The organism is Streptomyces sp. NPDC056527, assembly GCF_042794475.1.
In the GTDB taxonomy this organism is placed as follows: domain Bacteria; phylum Actinomycetota; class Actinomycetes; order Streptomycetales; family Streptomycetaceae; genus Streptomyces.
In genome coordinates this window covers 21,518-36,784 of record NZ_JBHTTQ010000038.1, presented here as the reverse complement: position 1 = coordinate 36,784, position 15,267 = coordinate 21,518, and the positions used below count along the sequence as shown (strand labels likewise).

The 15,267-nt window shown below is 70.4% G+C and carries 16 protein-coding genes; 9 read left to right on the top strand and 7 right to left on the bottom strand.

What is annotated here, in order from left to right; translation table 11 throughout:
• Positions 1-13 precede the first annotated feature (13 nt).
• From ACFQ7Q_RS19670 to ACFQ7Q_RS19645, 6 genes are all read left to right on the top strand, one after another.
• Complete coding sequence (locus ACFQ7Q_RS19670; RefSeq protein WP_383556667.1) at positions 14-1,147, top strand: zinc-dependent metalloprotease; 1,134 nt, start codon at positions 14-16, stop codon at positions 1,145-1,147.
• 196 nt (positions 1,148-1,343) lie between these two features.
• Positions 1,344-2,360, top strand: a complete 1,017-nt coding sequence (gene tilS / locus ACFQ7Q_RS19665) for a tRNA lysidine(34) synthetase TilS (protein WP_383556665.1) — start codon at positions 1,344-1,346, stop codon at positions 2,358-2,360.
• A gap of 41 nt (positions 2,361-2,401) precedes the next feature.
• Complete coding sequence (hpt, locus tag ACFQ7Q_RS19660) at positions 2,402-2,941, top strand: hypoxanthine phosphoribosyltransferase (protein WP_132917781.1); 540 nt, start codon at positions 2,402-2,404, stop codon at positions 2,939-2,941.
• 162 nt (positions 2,942-3,103) lie between these two features.
• Positions 3,104-5,125 (top strand): ATP-dependent zinc metalloprotease FtsH, encoded by a 2,022-nt coding sequence (gene ftsH, locus ACFQ7Q_RS19655; RefSeq protein ID WP_383556662.1) that lies wholly within the window; start codon positions 3,104-3,106, stop codon positions 5,123-5,125.
• Between the two features lie 98 nt (positions 5,126-5,223).
• The gene (gene folE / locus ACFQ7Q_RS19650; protein WP_383556660.1) at positions 5,224-5,829 is read left to right on the top strand and encodes a GTP cyclohydrolase I FolE; all 606 of its coding nucleotides are present in this window, start codon (positions 5,224-5,226) and stop codon (positions 5,827-5,829) included.
• Between the two features lie 98 nt (positions 5,830-5,927).
• Positions 5,928-6,455: an SMI1/KNR4 family protein gene (locus ACFQ7Q_RS19645; RefSeq protein ID WP_383556657.1), complete on the top strand. Its 528-nt coding sequence runs from the start codon at positions 5,928-5,930 to the stop codon at positions 6,453-6,455.
• Positions 6,456-6,480: 25 nt separating this feature from the next.
• Here the strand turns inward: ACFQ7Q_RS19645 and ACFQ7Q_RS19640 are convergent, their stop codons facing one another.
• The 6 genes from ACFQ7Q_RS19640 to ACFQ7Q_RS19615 all read right to left on the bottom strand — a co-directional run bounded on the left by ACFQ7Q_RS19640 (position 6,481) and on the right by ACFQ7Q_RS19615 (position 11,402).
• The gene (locus ACFQ7Q_RS19640) at positions 6,481-6,969 is read right to left on the bottom strand and encodes a DUF3180 domain-containing protein (RefSeq protein ID WP_383556655.1); all 489 of its coding nucleotides are present in this window, start codon (positions 6,967-6,969) and stop codon (positions 6,481-6,483) included.
• 49 nt (positions 6,970-7,018) lie between these two features.
• Positions 7,019-7,618 (bottom strand): 2-amino-4-hydroxy-6-hydroxymethyldihydropteridine diphosphokinase, encoded by a 600-nt coding sequence (gene folK, locus ACFQ7Q_RS19635; protein ID WP_383556652.1) that lies wholly within the window; start codon positions 7,616-7,618, stop codon positions 7,019-7,021.
• The gene (gene folB / locus ACFQ7Q_RS19630) at positions 7,615-7,974 is read right to left on the bottom strand and encodes a dihydroneopterin aldolase (protein ID WP_362364509.1); all 360 of its coding nucleotides are present in this window, start codon (positions 7,972-7,974) and stop codon (positions 7,615-7,617) included. The genes folK and folB overlap by 4 nt, the downstream gene beginning before the upstream one ends.
• 203 nt (positions 7,975-8,177) lie before the next feature.
• Positions 8,178-8,636: a nuclear transport factor 2 family protein gene (locus ACFQ7Q_RS19625; RefSeq protein ID WP_383556649.1), complete on the bottom strand. Its 459-nt coding sequence runs from the start codon at positions 8,634-8,636 to the stop codon at positions 8,178-8,180.
• Entirely contained in the window at positions 8,633-9,493 is an 861-nt protein-coding gene (folP, locus tag ACFQ7Q_RS19620) for a dihydropteroate synthase (RefSeq protein WP_383556646.1), read from the bottom strand. The genes ACFQ7Q_RS19625 and folP overlap by 4 nt, the downstream gene beginning before the upstream one ends.
• A gap of 76 nt (positions 9,494-9,569) precedes the next feature.
• On the bottom strand, positions 9,570-11,402 hold the full coding sequence (locus ACFQ7Q_RS19615; protein ID WP_383556643.1) for a phosphatidylglycerol lysyltransferase domain-containing protein: 1,833 nt from the start codon (positions 11,400-11,402) through the stop codon (positions 9,570-9,572).
• A gap of 176 nt (positions 11,403-11,578) precedes the next feature.
• Here ACFQ7Q_RS19615 and ACFQ7Q_RS19610 point away from each other — a divergent pair, with 176 nt between their 5' ends.
• A complete protein-coding gene (locus ACFQ7Q_RS19610; RefSeq protein WP_383556641.1) occupies positions 11,579-12,691 on the top strand; it encodes an alpha/beta hydrolase in 1,113 nt (370 codons plus the stop codon).
• On the opposite strand, the gene ACFQ7Q_RS19605 is transcribed toward ACFQ7Q_RS19610, so the two are convergent.
• Positions 12,678-13,769: an ABC transporter ATP-binding protein gene (locus ACFQ7Q_RS19605; RefSeq protein WP_383556638.1), complete on the bottom strand. Its 1,092-nt coding sequence runs from the start codon at positions 13,767-13,769 to the stop codon at positions 12,678-12,680. The two genes, ACFQ7Q_RS19610 and ACFQ7Q_RS19605, sit on opposite strands and share 14 nt — an antisense overlap.
• A gap of 142 nt (positions 13,770-13,911) precedes the next feature.
• Here ACFQ7Q_RS19605 and ACFQ7Q_RS19600 point away from each other — a divergent pair, with 142 nt between their 5' ends.
• Complete coding sequence (locus ACFQ7Q_RS19600; protein ID WP_383556636.1) at positions 13,912-14,598, top strand: ABC transporter permease; 687 nt, start codon at positions 13,912-13,914, stop codon at positions 14,596-14,598.
• Between the two features lies 1 nt (position 14,599).
• Positions 14,600-15,262 carry an ABC transporter permease gene (locus ACFQ7Q_RS19595; protein WP_383556633.1) on the top strand — a complete coding sequence of 221 codons (663 nt, stop codon included), beginning with the start codon at positions 14,600-14,602 and terminating at the stop codon, positions 15,260-15,262.
• Positions 15,263-15,267 lie beyond the last annotated feature (5 nt).

Genomic DNA, 15,267 nt, shown 5'->3' with positions numbered 1-15,267 from the left:
GTACGGTTGACGCATGACGAGCATCGGTGGTGCAGAGATGGTCGACTGGAATCTCGCGGTCGCGACCGCGACCCGCCTGCTGAGGCCCGGCCCGGAGGTGAGCCGGGAGGAGGCCCGCGAGGTCGTGGCGGAGCTACGCCGCCACGCCAAGGCGTCCGAGGAACACGTCAGGGCCTTCACCCGCATGATCCCCGAAGGCCACGAACCACGGGACACACCCGTCCTCGTCGTGGACCGCGCCGGCTGGGTCAGGGCCAACGTCGCAGGCTTCCGCGAACTGCTCTCCCCCCTCCTCGACAAGATGCAGGAACGCCGCTCGAACACCCCCGGCGGCACCGTCCTCGGCACCGTCGGCGGCAAGGTCACCGGTGTCGAACTCGGCATGCTGCTGTCCTTCCTCGCCTCCCGGATCCTCGGCCAGTACGAGACCTTCGCCCCCGCCACCCGCGACCTCCCCGCCGGGGACAACGGCGGCGGCCGCCTCCTCCTCGTCGCACCCAACATCGTCCACGTCGAGCGCGAACTCGCCGTCGAACCCCACGACTTCAGGCTCTGGGTCTGCCTCCACGAAGAGACCCACCGCACCCAGTTCACCGCCGTCCCCTGGCTCCGCGACCACCTCCAGGGCGAGATCCAGTCCTTCCTCGGCGCCACCGAGGTCGACCCCTCCACCGTCGTCGAGCGACTGCGCGAAGCCGCCCAGGCCCTCGCCGGCGGCGGCCGCCCCGAAGGCGAGGAGGGCGAACCCGGCCCCTCCCTCGTCGAACTCGTACAGACCCCCGAGCAGCGCGAGATCCTCGGCCGCCTCACCGCCGTCATGTCCCTCCTCGAAGGCCACGCCGACTACGTCATGGACGGCGTCGGCCCCCAGGTCGTGCCCTCCGTCGCCGAGATCCGCGAGAAATTCCAGCAGCGCCGCGCCCGCGGCGCCTCCCGCCTCGACCTCGCCCTGCGCAAACTCCTCGGCCTCGACGCCAAACTGCGCCAGTACCGCGACGGCGAACGCTTCGTCCGAGCCGTCGTCGACGAAGTCGGCATGGACGGCTTCAACCGCGTCTGGACCTCGCCGAACACACTTCCCACCAAGGCCGAGATCGCCAAGCCCGCCGACTGGGTGGCGAGGGTGCACCGTAAGGCAGACTCATGAGACTGGTGCGGCGTACGACGGAAGAACACACCACCAATCACCCATCCGAGGGACCGTAGGCAAAGGGTGGGGCGTGCAATGCTCGGGTAACGGCCAGGTTCTGTCACCATCGACGCACTCTGAGTGACCGAAACCCCTCTTCCGACCGTTAAGACTCCGACCGAGGCACCCCACCCCATCACGAAGGGCACCGGACATGGGTCCCCATCCTGCGGTCGCGGCGATACGCCTGGCGGTCCGCCGCGTACTCCACGACGTCATCACCGAGCACCGGACAGACCCCGCCGCGACACCCGGCGAGCACCCCCTCGTGCTCGTCGCCTGCTCCGGCGGAGCCGACTCCATGGCGCTCGCCTCCGCACTCGCCTTCGAAGCCCGCAAACTCGCCGTCCGCGCCGGCGGCGTCACCGTCGACCACGGCCTCCAGGACGGCTCCGACCAGCGCGCCACCGAGGTCGCCGGACGCATGGGCGCACTCGGCCTCGACCCCGTCGAAGCCGTCACCGTCACCGTCGGCCGCGAAGGAGGCCCCGAGGCCGCCGCACGCGACGCCCGCTACGCCGCCCTCGACGACGCGGCCGAACGCCACGGCGCCACCGCCGTCCTGCTCGGCCACACCCGCGACGACCAGGCCGAAACCGTCCTGCTCGGCCTCGCCCGCGGCTCGGGCATCCGCTCCCTCTCCGGCATGGCCGCCGTCTCCGGCGCCGCCGGCCGCTACCGCCGCCCCTTCCTGGAGCTCGACCGGCAGACCGTCCGCAAGGCCTGCGTCGCACAGGAACTGGCCGTCTGGGACGACCCCCACAACGCGGACCCCGCCTACACCCGCTCCCGGGTCCGCCACGAGGGCCTCCCCGCCCTCGAGAAGGCCCTCGGCAAGGGCGTCGTCGAAGCCCTCGCCCGGACGGCCCAGCTCTCCCGCGACGACGCCGACGCCCTCGACTCCTGGGCCGCCGACGCCGAGACCGCCGTACGCGACGAAGCCGGCCGCCTCGAATGCGCCAAGCTCTACGGACTCCCGCCCGCCGTCCGCCGCCGCATCCTGCGCCGCGCCATGATCGCCGAAGGCGCACCCGCCGGATCCCTCTTCGCCCGCCACATCGAAGAGGTCGACCGGCTCATCACCGGCTGGCGCGGCCAAGGAGCCATCAATCTGCCCGGCCGCGTCGAGGCACGACGGCAGGGTGGCAGACTGGTCATTCGGCAAGGCTGACGCAAGCTGCAACGAAAGTGACCCGGGTGAACGAGAAGGACATGGGCACCGACCTCAAGTCGGTGCTCATCACCAAGGAAGAGATCGACGCGAAGCTGGCCGAGCTGGCCGCGAAGATCGACGCGGAGTACGCGGGCAAGGACCTGCTCATCGTCGGCGTCCTCAAGGGCGCCGTGATGGTGATGGCGGACCTGGCGCGCGCGCTGTCCACCCCCGTCACCATGGACTGGATGGCCGTCTCCTCCTACGGCGCCGGCACCCAGTCCTCCGGCGTCGTCCGGATCCTCAAGGACCTCGACACCGACATCAAGGGCAAGCACGTCCTGATCGTCGAGGACATCATCGACTCCGGCCTGACCCTGTCATGGCTGCTGTCGAACCTCGGCTCGCGCGAACCGGCCTCCCTCGAGGTCTGCACCCTCCTGCGCAAGCCCGACGCCGCCAAGGTCGCGATCGACGTGAAGTGGATCGGCTTCGACATCCCCAACGAGTTCGTCGTCGGCTACGGCCTCGACTACGCGGAGAAGTACCGCAACCTCCCGTTCGTCGGCACGCTCGCGCCGCACGTCTACGGGGGCTGAAGCCACGGGAACCCGTACCGCCCTCCCGCCGTTGGAGCAAGGGAAGGCGGTCACGGGTCCCCGTGCTGAGGTACCTTCCGAAGAACAGCTTTTTCTCACAGCAGCTCTCACAGCAGCATTTACCTACGGGCAGGAGGGACGGAGCGTTCTCGCTCCGTATGGATGGACGTGAAGCGATACTTCCGTGGGCCGGTCATGTGGATCGTGCTGGCCGTCCTCGCCGTGGTCGTGCTGATGCAGGTCGTCGGCTCGTCCGAGGGCTACAAGACGGTGGACACCAGCAGGGTCGTCCAGGCGATCAATGACAAGCAGGCCGACCAGGTCAAGCTGACGACCGGCGACGAGCAGGTCATCAAGGTCGAGCTCAAGAAGGGCGCCGACAAGGACAAGTACGGCGGCAGCACCAAGATCCAGGCCAGCTACATCGGTGACCAGGGCGCCAACCTGACCACCACGCTTCAGGACCAGGCCGCCTCCGGCGCCCTGGACAAGGGCTACACCGTCTCCCCGGAGCGGCAGAGCCCGTTCCTGTCGGTGCTGCTCTCGCTGCTCCCCTTCGTCCTCATCGTGGTCGTCTTCCTGTTCCTGATGAACCAGATGCAGGGCGGCGGCTCCCGAGTCATGAACTTCGGGAAGTCCAAGGCCAAGCTGATCACCAAGGACACCCCGAAGACCACCTTCGCCGACGTGGCGGGATCCGACGAGGCCGTCGAGGAACTCCACGAGATCAAGGAATTCCTCCAGGAGCCGGCGAAGTTCCAGGCCGTCGGCGCCAAGATCCCCAAGGGCGTGCTGCTCTATGGCCCGCCCGGAACCGGCAAGACCCTCCTCGCACGCGCCGTCGCGGGCGAGGCCGGCGTGCCGTTCTACTCGATCTCCGGCTCCGACTTCGTCGAGATGTTCGTCGGCGTCGGCGCCTCTCGTGTCCGCGACCTCTTCGAGCAGGCCAAGGCGAACGCCCCGGCGATCGTCTTCGTCGACGAGATCGACGCCGTCGGCCGCCACCGCGGTGCCGGACTCGGCGGTGGCCACGACGAGCGTGAGCAGACGCTCAACCAGCTCCTCGTCGAGATGGACGGCTTCGACGTGAAGGGCGGCGTCATCCTGATCGCCGCCACCAACCGGCCCGACATCCTCGACCCGGCGCTCCTGCGCCCCGGCCGCTTCGACCGGCAGATCGCCGTCGACCGCCCGGACATGCAGGGCCGCCTCGAGATCCTCAAGGTCCACCAGAAGGGCAAGCCGGTCGCACCGGACGTCGACCTCGGCGCCGTCGCCCGTCGCACCCCCGGCTTCACCGGTGCCGATCTCTCCAACGTCCTCAACGAGGCGGCGCTCCTCACCGCCCGCTCGGACAAGAAGCTGATCGACAACCACTCCCTGGACGAGGCGATCGACCGTGTGGTCGCGGGCCCGCAGAAGCGGACCCGGATCATGTCGGACAAGGAGAAGAAGATCACCGCGTACCACGAGGGCGGCCACGCCCTCGTCGCGGCGGCCTCACCGAACTCCGACCCCGTCCACAAGATCACCATCCTGTCCCGCGGCCGCGCCCTGGGCTACACGATGGTGCTCCCGGACGAGGACAAGTACTCGACCACCCGCAACGAGATGCTCGACCAGCTGGCGTACATGCTGGGCGGGCGCGCGGCCGAAGAGCTCGTCTTCCACGACCCCACCACGGGCGCGGCGAACGACATCGAGAAGGCCACGGCCACCGCACGCGCGATGGTCACGCAGTACGGCATGACCGAGCGGCTCGGCGCCATCAAGTTCGGCGGCGACAACACCGAACCGTTCCTCGGCCGTGAGATGGCGCACCAGCGCGACTACTCGGAAGAGGTCGCCGCGCTGGTCGACGAAGAGGTCAAGAAGCTCATCGAGACCGCGCACAACGAGGCGTGGGAGATCCTCGTCGAGAACCGCGACGTCCTCGACAACCTCGTCCTGCAGCTCCTGGAGAGGGAGACGCTGGGCAAGGAGGAGATCGCCGAGATCTTCGCCCCGATCGTCAAGCGCCCGGCCCGCCCCGCGTGGACCGGCTCCTCCCGTCGTACGCCCTCGACCCGTCCGCCGGTGCTCTCCCCCAAGGAGCTGGCACTGACGAACGGCGCGAACGGCAGCGCGCCGGTGGACACCACGAAGGCGATCGAGGTCGCACCCGAGGAGGCCCCGGAGGCCTGACCTCCGCCACCCGGAATGGAAGCCGCGCCCCCGCAGGTTTTAGCCTGTGGGGGCGCGGCTTATTTTCGCGCACGACAGTCAGACGGAACGAGGCACAGATGACCGACCCGGTGACACTGGACGGCGAGGGCACGATCGGCGAGTTCGACGAGAAGCGCGCCGAGAACGCCGTACGAGAGCTTCTCATCGCGGTCGGCGAGGACCCGGACCGCGAGGGCCTGCGGGAGACGCCGGCGCGGGTGGCGAGGGCGTACAAGGAGCTGTTCGCCGGCCTGTGGCAGAAGCCTGAAGAGGTCCTGACGACGACGTTCGACCTGGGCCACGACGAGATGGTCCTTGTGAAGGACATCGAAGTGATGGCTACCTGTGAGCATCACCTGCTCCCATTTCATGGCGTAGCTCACATCGGTTACATTCCCGCCGAATCGGGCAAGATCACGGGGCTGTCCAAGCTGGCGCGTCTCGTCGATGTCTTCGCTCGGCGCCCTCAGGTGCAGGAGCGGCTGACGACGCAGATCGCGGACTCGCTCATGGAGATCCTGGAGGCTCGTGGCGCGATCGTCGTCATCGAGGCCGAGCACATGTGCATGTCCCTGCGTGGAGTCCGCAAGCCGGGCGCGAAGACGACGACCTCGGCAGTGCGTGGTCAACTGCGTGACGCCACGACGCGTGCCGAGGCCATGTCCCTGATATTGGCACGTTAAGGGAGCTCTTTCCGTACCGCCCCGTACCGCCCTCGATCGGTGGAGTCGATCACTGATCGGGGGCGGTCGGTGTCAGTGGTGGTCGTTAGCCTGCGGGCATGATCGAGACGACCGGTGATGACCGCCGCTTTCCGACCGCCCTCGCCGAGGTGGCCCGAGCGGAGTTCGACTACGACGAGGGCGAGGGCGTCGACTTCGAGCCGTACGACGTCTTCGACTCTGCCGAGGAGACGACGGACTGGCTGCGGCACTGGACCGGCAACCACGAGCTCGACGGCGGTGCCTACCGGATCTTCGGGCAGGACGGGACCGGCGGGCTCGCCGCGATCTGGTGTGTGCGGCCGGGGCGGCCGCTCGCCGAGCAGCCTGTGGTGTTCATGGGCTCGGAGGGCGAGCGGGGCGTGGTGGCCGGGAGTCTGTCGGACTTCCTGTGGGTCCTGGCCGACGGCTTCGGGCCGATGGAGGCCGCCCTGTACGTGGAGCGCGAGGCGCGGCCCGATGAGGCGCTGGCCGAGCTGGCGGGGCGGCATGCCACCACTGCGCGACGGGCCGCGCGGGAGATCGTCGCCGAGGCTCGGGCCGAGTTCCCGAGCTTCTCCGACGACATCGACGAACTCTGCCGCTGAGGCAGGGGGCGGCCGGGCGGGCGGGCTATGCGACCGGCGCCGCGCCCTTGCCGTTGTGGTCCTCGTCCTCGGGGAGCTTGCAGACGCGCTCCAGGAAGAGGGCCGCCGCGATCACGGCGATGCCGGCCAGGACCGAGAAGCCGGCGTAGATCGCCTGGTCGCGGCGGGCCGGGATGTCCAGGGAGCCGAGGAGGAAGACGCCCGTGCCGCCGTACATGCCGGCGACCAGGGCGGCGACGAGTGCGCTCGCCTGGCCGAAGACCACCGCGCGGGCCGCCATCAGCGGCTCGACGCCCTTGGCGCCGGGGCGGCGCTCGCGCTGGGCCTTCAGGCGGGAGCGGATGGAGAGGGCCGTCGCGGTGAGCACCACCGCGATGGCTGCGAGGACGATCGGTGCGGCGAGCGGCACGCTCGGCAGGGTGCCCACCGCGTCCCAGAGGCGTGCCGCGCCCCAGGACAGGATCCCGGCCGCGATGAACAGTCCGGCGAGAACCTTGAGCCGCAGTTGTTTCACCGAGTGTCCTTCGTGTCGTCGTGGGGGCGATGTGCCACGAGCGTAACGACTACTCGGGCAGACGGAGTTCCAGGTCGGCGCGCGGCACGACGCCCTCGCTGCCGACGGTGGTGAGCAGGTCGGCGACGGTGCCGTGTCCGGGCAGCTTGGCCTCGGGGTCCACGTCGTGCCAGGGGGCGAGGACGAAGGCGCGTTGGTGGGCGCGGGGGTGGGGGAGCGTGAGGACGGGGTCGTCGGAGACCACGTCGGCGTACGCCACGATGTCGACGTCGATCGTGCGGGCGCCCCAGCGCTCCTCGCGGACCCGGTGGAAGGCTTCCTCGACGGCGTGGGCCCGCTCCAGGAGGGAGCTGGGCGGCAGGGTCGTCTTCACGAGGGCGACCGCGTTGAGGTACGAGGGCTGGGAGCCGGGCTCGACGCCCCAGGGCTCCGTCTCGTAGACGGGGGAGACGGCCTTGACCCGGAGGCCCGGGGTGTCCTCCAGGGCGTCGACGGCGCCCTGGAGGGTCTCCAGGCGGTTGCCGAGGTTGGCGCCGAGGGCGATGACGGCCCATTTGGGGTTGGAGAGGGTGACGTCGGCGGCGTCGACCGCTTCGACGACGGAGGCGGGTACGGGCTGCACGGTGGGGTCGCTGTGCGTGCTTTTCATACTCGGCTCCGGGTGATGGTGATGGTCACGTCGTCGAAGGGGACCGTGATGGGCGCGTCCGGCTTGTGGACGACGACCTCGACCTCCTGGACGCCGGCGTGCTTGAGGCACTGCTGGGCGATGCGCTCGGCGAGCGTCTCGATCAGGTCCACGGGCTCGCCCTGGACGACATCGACGACTTCCTCCGCGACGACGCCGTAGTGCACGGTCTTCGTCAGGTCGTCGTCGGCTGCCGCGGGGCGGGTGTCCAGGCTCAGGACGAGGTCCACGATGAAGGTCTGGCCTTCTTCGCGTTCCTTGGGGAAGACGCCATGGTGTCCTCGGGCCTTGAGGCCGCGCAGCGCGACACGATCCACGCGAATCACTCCTGCTGTCGTAGTTCTTGTGGCCACGCAGCCGGGTGCGGACGGCCGGGTGTCCAGCATCGAATCTACCTGCGAGCACCGACAGCGCTTGCCCACGGGGGGCTGCGGCGAGGGCCACAGGGGCTGGGTGCGGCCCCTACCCAGAGCGCTGGATTCCAATCCCCGGTGTCACCCGAAAGGGCCGGGGAACCCTGTCAGGAGCCGGGTTCCTCGTCCTCTTCGTCGTCCGTTTCGGTGAGTACGGGGGAGCCGTGGTGGGACCAGATCCGCCAGCCGTCGAATGTGCGGCGGAACACATTGGTGGCGACGACGAGCTGGCCCACGAGGGGTCCGAGTTCGGCGCCGTCCTCGGCGGGTCCGCCGCTGAGGATGTTCTCGGTGCAGGTGACGACGGCCACGTCGCCGGCGAGGGAGACCTTCAGGTCGGTCAGGAAGAACTGGATGTACTCGGTGTTCGCCATGATCAGGGCGTATGAGCGGAGTACCTCGCCGCGGCCGGAGAGTACGGGCCAGCCGGGGTGGACGCAGCTGATGGGGGTGGCGCCGTCGTCGAGCCAGAGTTCGGAGATCTCCTCGAAGTCGCCGCGTTCCATCGCCTCGTAGAAGGCGGTGTTCGCGGCCTCGACCGCTTCGGTGTCGGTCTGGTGGGTCACACGGCTCCTTCGACGGCTCTGGCGACCCGGACGGCGTCGGCGGTGGCCCTGACTTCGTGGACGCGGACGGCCCAGGCGCCTTCGTGGGCGGCGATGGCGGAGACGGCCGCGGTGGCGGCGTCGCGTTCGCGGGCGGGGGGTGGGGTGGCGCCTTCGCGGGTGAGGACGTGGCCGAGGAAGCGCTTGCGGGAGGCGGCGACGAGCAGGGGCCTGCCGAGGGCGCGCAGTTCGGGGAGGTGGGCGACGAGGGCGAGGTCGTGGGGGGCGAGTTTGGCGAAGCCGAGGCCGGGGTCGATGACGATCCGTTCGGGGTCGACGCCGCCTTCGACGACGGCTTCCATGCGGTGGCGCAGTTCGGTGACGACTTCGCCGACGACGTCGTCGTAGACGGCGAGGCTGTTCATGTCCTGGCTGAAGCCGCGCCAGTGCATGACGACGAAGGGGACTTCGGCGGCGGCGACGGCGGGGACCATTCGGGGGTCGGCGAGGCCGCCGCTGACGTCGTTGACGAGTGTGGCGCCCGCTGCGACGGCGGCGTGGGCGACGGAGGCGCGCATGGTGTCGACGGAGACGGTGACGCCTTCGGCGGCGAGGCCGCGGACGACGGGGACGACTCGGCGCAGTTCCTCTTCCTCGTCGACGCGGGTGGCGCCGGGGCGGGTGGACTCGCCGCCGACGTCGACGAGGTCGGCGCCTTCGTCGACGAGGTGGAGCCCGTGTTTGACGGCGGCCGTGGTGTCGAACCAGCGGCCGCCGTCGGAGAAGGAGTCCGGGGTCACGTTCACGACGCCCATGACCGCGCAGCGGTCCCACTCCGGCAGGCCCCGGGCTGTGCCCCGGCCGATCAACGTACTCATATGTCCAGACTAGGGGCTGCCCGGGTCGCCGGTGCCGGGTCGGGGGTCGCGTCCCGGTCGGGTGGTGGGCGCGGGGTCAGGCGGCGCGGATCTCGCGGTCGGGCTGCGGGGCGACGATGTGGGCGCAGGGGCGGGGCTCCGCGGCGGGTCGGCGGCGGGCGAAGGGGCGGGGGAGGGCGACGTTGACGAAGCCTTCGGCCTGCATGGCGGCGAAGCCGATGCGGGGCAGGTCTCGGCTCTTGCGGTAGACGACGAAGCGGGGCTCCCAGCGGGGCTGGAACTTCGCGTTGAACTTGTACAGGGACTCGATCTGGAACCAGCGGGAGAGGAAGACGAGGAGTCCGCGCCAGAGGCGCAGGACGGGTCCGGCGCCGATCTTCTCGCCGCGGGCGAGCGCGGAGCGGAACATGGCGAAGTTGAGCGAGACGCGTTCGATGCCGAGGCGCTGGGAGTTCTGGAGGGCGGCGACGATGAGGAGTTCGTTCATGCCGGGGTCGGCGGAGCGGTCGCGGCGCATGAGTTCGAGGGACATGCCGTCGGTGCCCCAGGGCACGAAGTGGATGATCGCCTTGAGGTCGCCGTAGGCCGAGTCGGGGTCGTCCTTGTGGGCGGTGGCTATGACCGCGTCTCCGTCGCCGGGGTCGCCGATGCGGCCGAGTGCCATGGAGAAGCCGCGTTCGGTGTCGGTGCCGCGCCAGTCGGCGGCGGCGCGGCGGACGCGGGCGAGTTCGCCGTCGGAGAGGTCACGGACTCGGCGGACCTTGGTGGTGTAGCCGTTGCGCTCGATCCGCTTCACCATTTGGCGCACGTTGCGCATGGCGCGCCCGGAGAGGGAGAAATCCGCGACGTCCACCACCGCCTCGTCGCCGAGTTCGAGGGCGTCGAGGCCGGTCTCGCGGGTCCAGACCTCGCCGCCGGTCTCGGAGCAGCCCATGACGGCGGGGGTCCAGGAGTGGGCCTTGGCCTCGTCCATGAAGCGGTCGATGGCGCCGGGCCAGGCTTCGACGTCGCCGATGGGGTCGCCGCTGGCGAGCATGACGCCGGAGACGACGCGGTAGCAGACGGCGGCCTTGCCGCTGGGGGAGAAGACGACGCCCTTGTCGCGGCGGAGGGCGAAGTGGCCGAGGGAGTCGCGGCGGCCGTGCTTGTCGAGGAGGGCGCGCAGCCTGGTCTCGTCGTCCTCGGTGAGCCGGGCGGCGGGGTGTTCGGGGCGGAAGGCCAGGTAGATGGTGGTGAGGGCGGTCAGCATGCCGAGGGCGCCGAGGGAGTAGCCGACGGTCCAGTCGACGCCGCCGGTGTAGCCGACGGGGCCTTCGAAGCCGAAGAGTCCGTACAGGACGTGTTCGAGGCGGTCGGTGAGGCCGGGGCTGCCGACGACACGGCGGGGGTGGGCGCTGACGATGACGAGGCCGAGGGCGATGGATCCTGCGCCCATGAGGACGAAGTTGGCGAGGGCCTTCCAGCGGCTTCGGGGGTCGGGCAGGGCGCCGAACTGGCTCCGGTGGCGCAGCAGCAGGGCGAGCAGCGCGAGGGAGAGCAGGGCGCCGAGGATCGAGTGGCGCCAGACGAACTGGGCGGCGGCACCGAGCGGCAGCAGGACGACGGCGGCGCGCCAGGCGCGGCGCTTGTGGCGCTTGAGGCCGTGGGCGAGGAGCAGGAGCAGGACGCCGGCGCTGAGGGAGAGGGCCGCGGAGAGCGGTCCGAGCGTGCCGGGCAGGACCTCGGCGACGGCGTGCATCCGGCTGGCCCGGAAGCGCGGGAAGACGCCCGCAGCAATGTCGATCAGGCCGATGAGGGTGCAGGCCGTACCGACGAGGGCGGGGACCTTCTCGGGTCGAGGTCCGCGCAGAATCCGGCGTACTCGATCCGGAACCGATCCTGATTTGTCCCCATCTACCGTGACAGACATCGCTTCCCGTGCTTCCCGTGGCTCCGCGAAAGATTGAATCCGGCGGCCGCGCGGTGGTCAGGGGCGGGCCGTGCCGGAGGTTTTGCGCCTTCTAGGACGGCGTCGCGGCGGAGCGGGTTCATTCAGGCACAGGAATTTCTCAGCAAGCAGGATCAGGAAGAGGGCTCGGGCGTCTCATGGGTCTCACCAGCAACAAGGTTCTGGCGCTCGCCGTCGTCGTGGCGGTGGTGCTGTTCGTGGCCACGGTCTGGCTGTGGCCGAGGCTGTCGCGCGGGGGCGTGCGGTCGGTGCTGGGCCGGATCGGGCTGCTGCTCGCCACCCAGCTCGCCCTGTTCGCGTCGGTGGGTCTGGCGGCGAACAATTCCTTCCTGTTCTACGGCTCATGGGCGGACCTCTTCGGCCAGGAGCAGGATCTGGGGGTGGTCGTCGACCACTCGGCCGGCTCCAAGGACATCAAGGTCGTCGGCACGCAGGCGGTGGACGTGCCCGGCGCCGGCCGTCCGGAGGTCGGCGGCCAGATCCAGAAGGTCGTCGTCGCCGGCGAGAAGTCGAAGATCGACTCCCCGGCCTATGTGTATCTGCCGCCGGAGTACTTCCAGAAGGAGTACGCGAAGAGCACCTTCCCCGCCTCGGTGGTGCTGACGGGCTATCCGGGCACGGCCGAGAACCTCCTCAAGGGGCTGAAGTACCCGAAGACGGCCTTCCTCCAGGCCAAGGAGAAGAAGATGCGGCCGATGATCCTGGTGATGCTGCGCCCGACCGTGGCGCCGCCCCGGGACACGGAGTGCGTGGACATCCCCGGCGGGCCGCAGACCGAGACGTTCTTCGCCGAGGACCTGCCGAAGGCGGTCTCGGAGACGTACCGGGTGGGGACGAAGGCGCGGAACTGGGGCTTCATGGGGAACTCCACCGGCGGGTACTGCGCGCTGAAGATCGCGCTGCACCACCCGGACCGGTTCGCGGCGGGCGCCGGATTCTCCGCTTACTACAAGGCGGCGGAGGACGTGACGACGGGCGATCTCTTCCACGGCGACGCCGCGGCGCGCAACCGGGCCGATCTGCTGTGGAGCCTGGACCACGCGCCGCAGGGGAAGTCGTCGTTCCTGGTGACCACGTCGAACGAGGGCGAGGGGAACCGCCGGGCGACCCTCGACTTCGTCAAGAAGGTGAAGGCCCCGGCGCGGGTCTCCTCGATCACGCTCGACAGCGGCGGGCACAACTTCAACACCTGGAACCGGGAGATCCCGCCGGGTCTCGTCTGGATGAGCGGGCGGCTCAGCGCGAACTGACCGCGGTCTCCTCGGTCGCTTCGGTCGTCGCCGCGCGCAGCGCCCGGTGGACGCCTGCCGGGGTGAGGACGCCGGCGAACCGGCCGCCGTCGGCGGGGTCGGTGACGGGGAGCCAGCCGGTGTCGTGCTGGAGCAGCGCGGCCAGCGCCTCCCGGAGGGAGGCGCCGAGCGGGAGCGGCTCGGGCGTGGGGCGGGTGCGGCCGGGCTCGTCCTTCGACACCCAGCCCTGCGGCCGGCCGTCGGCGTCGAGGACGACGGACCAGGGCGCGTCGGGCGCGGTGTCGCCGGGGCGCAGGACCGGTGCCTGCTCCAGGGCGGCGGAGTCGACGGGGGTGACGGAGAGCCGCTTGAGGCCGCGGTCGGCGCCGACGAACTCGGCGACGTACGGGGTGGCGGGGGCGCCGAGCACCCGGGCCGGGGTGTCGAACTGCTCGATCGTGCCCTGTCCGTAGACGGCGATCCGGTCGCCGAGGCGGACGGCCTCCTCCAGGTCGTGGGTGACCAGCAGGACGGTCTTGCGGACCTGCGACTGGAGCTTGAGGAACTCGCTCTGCAGGCGCTCTCGGACGACGGGGTCGACCGCGCCGAACGGCTCGTCCATCAGGAGCACGGGCGGGTCGGCGGCGAGTGCGCGGGCCACGCCGACGCGCTGGCGCTGTCCGCCGGAGAGCTGTTCGGGGTAGCGGTCGCCGTACTTCTTCGGGTCGAGGCCGACCAGGTCGAGGAGTTCGGCGGCGCGGGCACGGGCCCGGGCGCGCGGGGCGCCGAGGAGGTGGGGGACGGTCGCGGTGTTGTCGAGGACCGTGCGGTGCGGGAAGAGCCCGACCTGCTGGATGACGTAGCCGATGCGGCGGCGCAGCCGGACCGGGTCGATCGCGGATATGTCCTCGCCGCCGAGGAGGATGCGTCCCTCGGTCGGTTCGATGAGCCGGTTCACCATCTTCATGGTGGTGGTCTTGCCGCAGCCGGACGGGCCGACGAGCGTGACCAGTTCTCCCTCGGCGACTTCGAAGGAGAGGCCGTCGACGGCCGTCGTGCCGTCCGCGTACCGCTTGGTCACCTGCTCGAACCGGATCATGGTTCCCCATTCTGACGTCTGGCGGCCGGGGGTGTGTGAAGGGGGTGTTGCCGCATTGTGGCGGTCCTCGGCGTTTGTCGGTGGCGGGGGTTAGGGTCGCTGGACATACGTTCGGCAGGGCGGGCGACCGGGGGGAGGGCACATGAGCGCGGCGAATTGTCTGGTGACGAACGACTGGATCTGTGGGGAGTATCTGCGCACCCGCAGTGAGGAGTTGGCCGACGCGTTGCTCCAACACGTGGGGATCACGGTCGTGTCCGTCCTGATCGGACTCGCCGTCGCCTTTCCGCTGGCGCTGCTCGTGCGCGCCCGTCCGCGCCTCGCCGGGCCGGTCCTCGGTCTCACGACGCTGCTGTACACGATTCCGTCGCTGGCGATGTTCTCGCTGCTGCTCCCGTTCCTCGGGCTCTCCGCGGCGCTCGTGGTGACCGGACTCGTGCTGTATTCGCTGACGATCCTCGTACGGAACATCCTGGCGGGCCTTGAGGCGGTGCCGGCCGAGACGCGAGAGGCCGCGCGCGGCATGGGGTACGGCTCGGGCCGGATGCTGTGGGAGGTCGAACTGCCCCTCGCGCTTCCGGCCCTGATGGCCGGCGTGCGCATGGCGACGGTCTCCACGATCGCGCTGACCACGGTCGGCTCGATCGTGGGACGCGGCGGGCTCGGCAACCTCATCGAGGACGCGCTGCCGACGTTCTTCAAGGCACAGGTGCTCGCCGCCTCCGTGCTGTGCGTGCTCCTCGCGGTCGCCGCCGACCTGCTGCTGCTCGGCGTGCAGCGGCTGCTCACGCCGTGGACCCGAATACGCGCCACGGCGGGGGGCGAGTGACGTGCAGGTCATGGCGGACGCCTGGAGCTGGCTGGCCACCGGCGCCAACTGGGCCGGCGACGGCGGGGTGTGGCACCGGCTCGGCGAGCATGTGTACGTGAGCGGGCTCGCGCTCCTGCTCGCCTGCGCCGTCGCGCTGCCGCTCGGGCTCGGGCTCGGGCACCTCGGCAAGGGCGGCGCGGTCGCCGTCAACGTCTCCAACGCCGGACGGGCGATCCCGGTCTTCGCGGTGCTCGCCCTGTTCATGGTGTCGCCGCTGCGCAACGCGGGGTACGTCCCGACGGTGATCGCGCTGGTGCTCTTCGCGGTGCCCCCGCTGCTCACCAACGCGTACGTGGGGATGCGGGAGGTGGACCGGGCGGTGGTCGAGGCGGCCAAGGGGATGGGCATGTCGGGCGGGCAGGTCTTCCGCAAGGTCGAACTGCCCCTCGCCCGTCCACTGGTCATGACGGGGCTGCGGTCGGCCGCCGTGCAGGTGGTCGCCACGGCGACCATCGCGGCGATGGTCGGCCAGGGCGGCCTGGGCCGGATCATCACCGCCGGTTTCAACACGTACAACACCCCGCAGGTGGTCGCGGGCGCGCTGCTCGTGGCGCTGCTCGCCCTCCTGGTGGAGGCCGTGCTGGTGGGGGCGGACCGGCTGCTCGGCCGCAGGACGCTGTGACTTCG

Bases quoted from the DNA above. Each gene is read 5' to 3' on its own strand.
- ACFQ7Q_RS19670 (WP_383556667.1), top strand. From the start codon at position 14: ATGACGAGCATCGGTGGTGCAGAGATGGTCGACTGGAATCTCGCGGTC.
- tilS (WP_383556665.1), top strand. From the start codon at position 1,344: ATGGGTCCCCATCCTGCGGTCGCGGCGATACGCCTGGCGGTCCGCCGC.
- hpt (WP_132917781.1), top strand. From the start codon at position 2,402: ATGGGCACCGACCTCAAGTCGGTGCTCATCACCAAGGAAGAGATCGAC.
- ftsH (WP_383556662.1), top strand. From the start codon at position 3,104: ATGGACGTGAAGCGATACTTCCGTGGGCCGGTCATGTGGATCGTGCTG.
- folE (WP_383556660.1), top strand. From the start codon at position 5,224: ATGACCGACCCGGTGACACTGGACGGCGAGGGCACGATCGGCGAGTTC.
- ACFQ7Q_RS19645 (WP_383556657.1), top strand. From the start codon at position 5,928: ATGATCGAGACGACCGGTGATGACCGCCGCTTTCCGACCGCCCTCGCC.
- folK (WP_383556652.1), bottom strand. From the start codon at position 7,618: ATGAAAAGCACGCACAGCGACCCCACCGTGCAGCCCGTACCCGCCTCC.
- folP (WP_383556646.1), bottom strand. From the start codon at position 9,493: ATGAGTACGTTGATCGGCCGGGGCACAGCCCGGGGCCTGCCGGAGTGG.
- ACFQ7Q_RS19615 (WP_383556643.1), bottom strand. From the start codon at position 11,402: ATGTCTGTCACGGTAGATGGGGACAAATCAGGATCGGTTCCGGATCGA.
- ACFQ7Q_RS19610 (WP_383556641.1), top strand. From the start codon at position 11,579: ATGGGTCTCACCAGCAACAAGGTTCTGGCGCTCGCCGTCGTCGTGGCG.
- ACFQ7Q_RS19605 (WP_383556638.1), bottom strand. From the start codon at position 13,769: ATGATCCGGTTCGAGCAGGTGACCAAGCGGTACGCGGACGGCACGACG.
- ACFQ7Q_RS19600 (WP_383556636.1), top strand. From the start codon at position 13,912: ATGAGCGCGGCGAATTGTCTGGTGACGAACGACTGGATCTGTGGGGAG.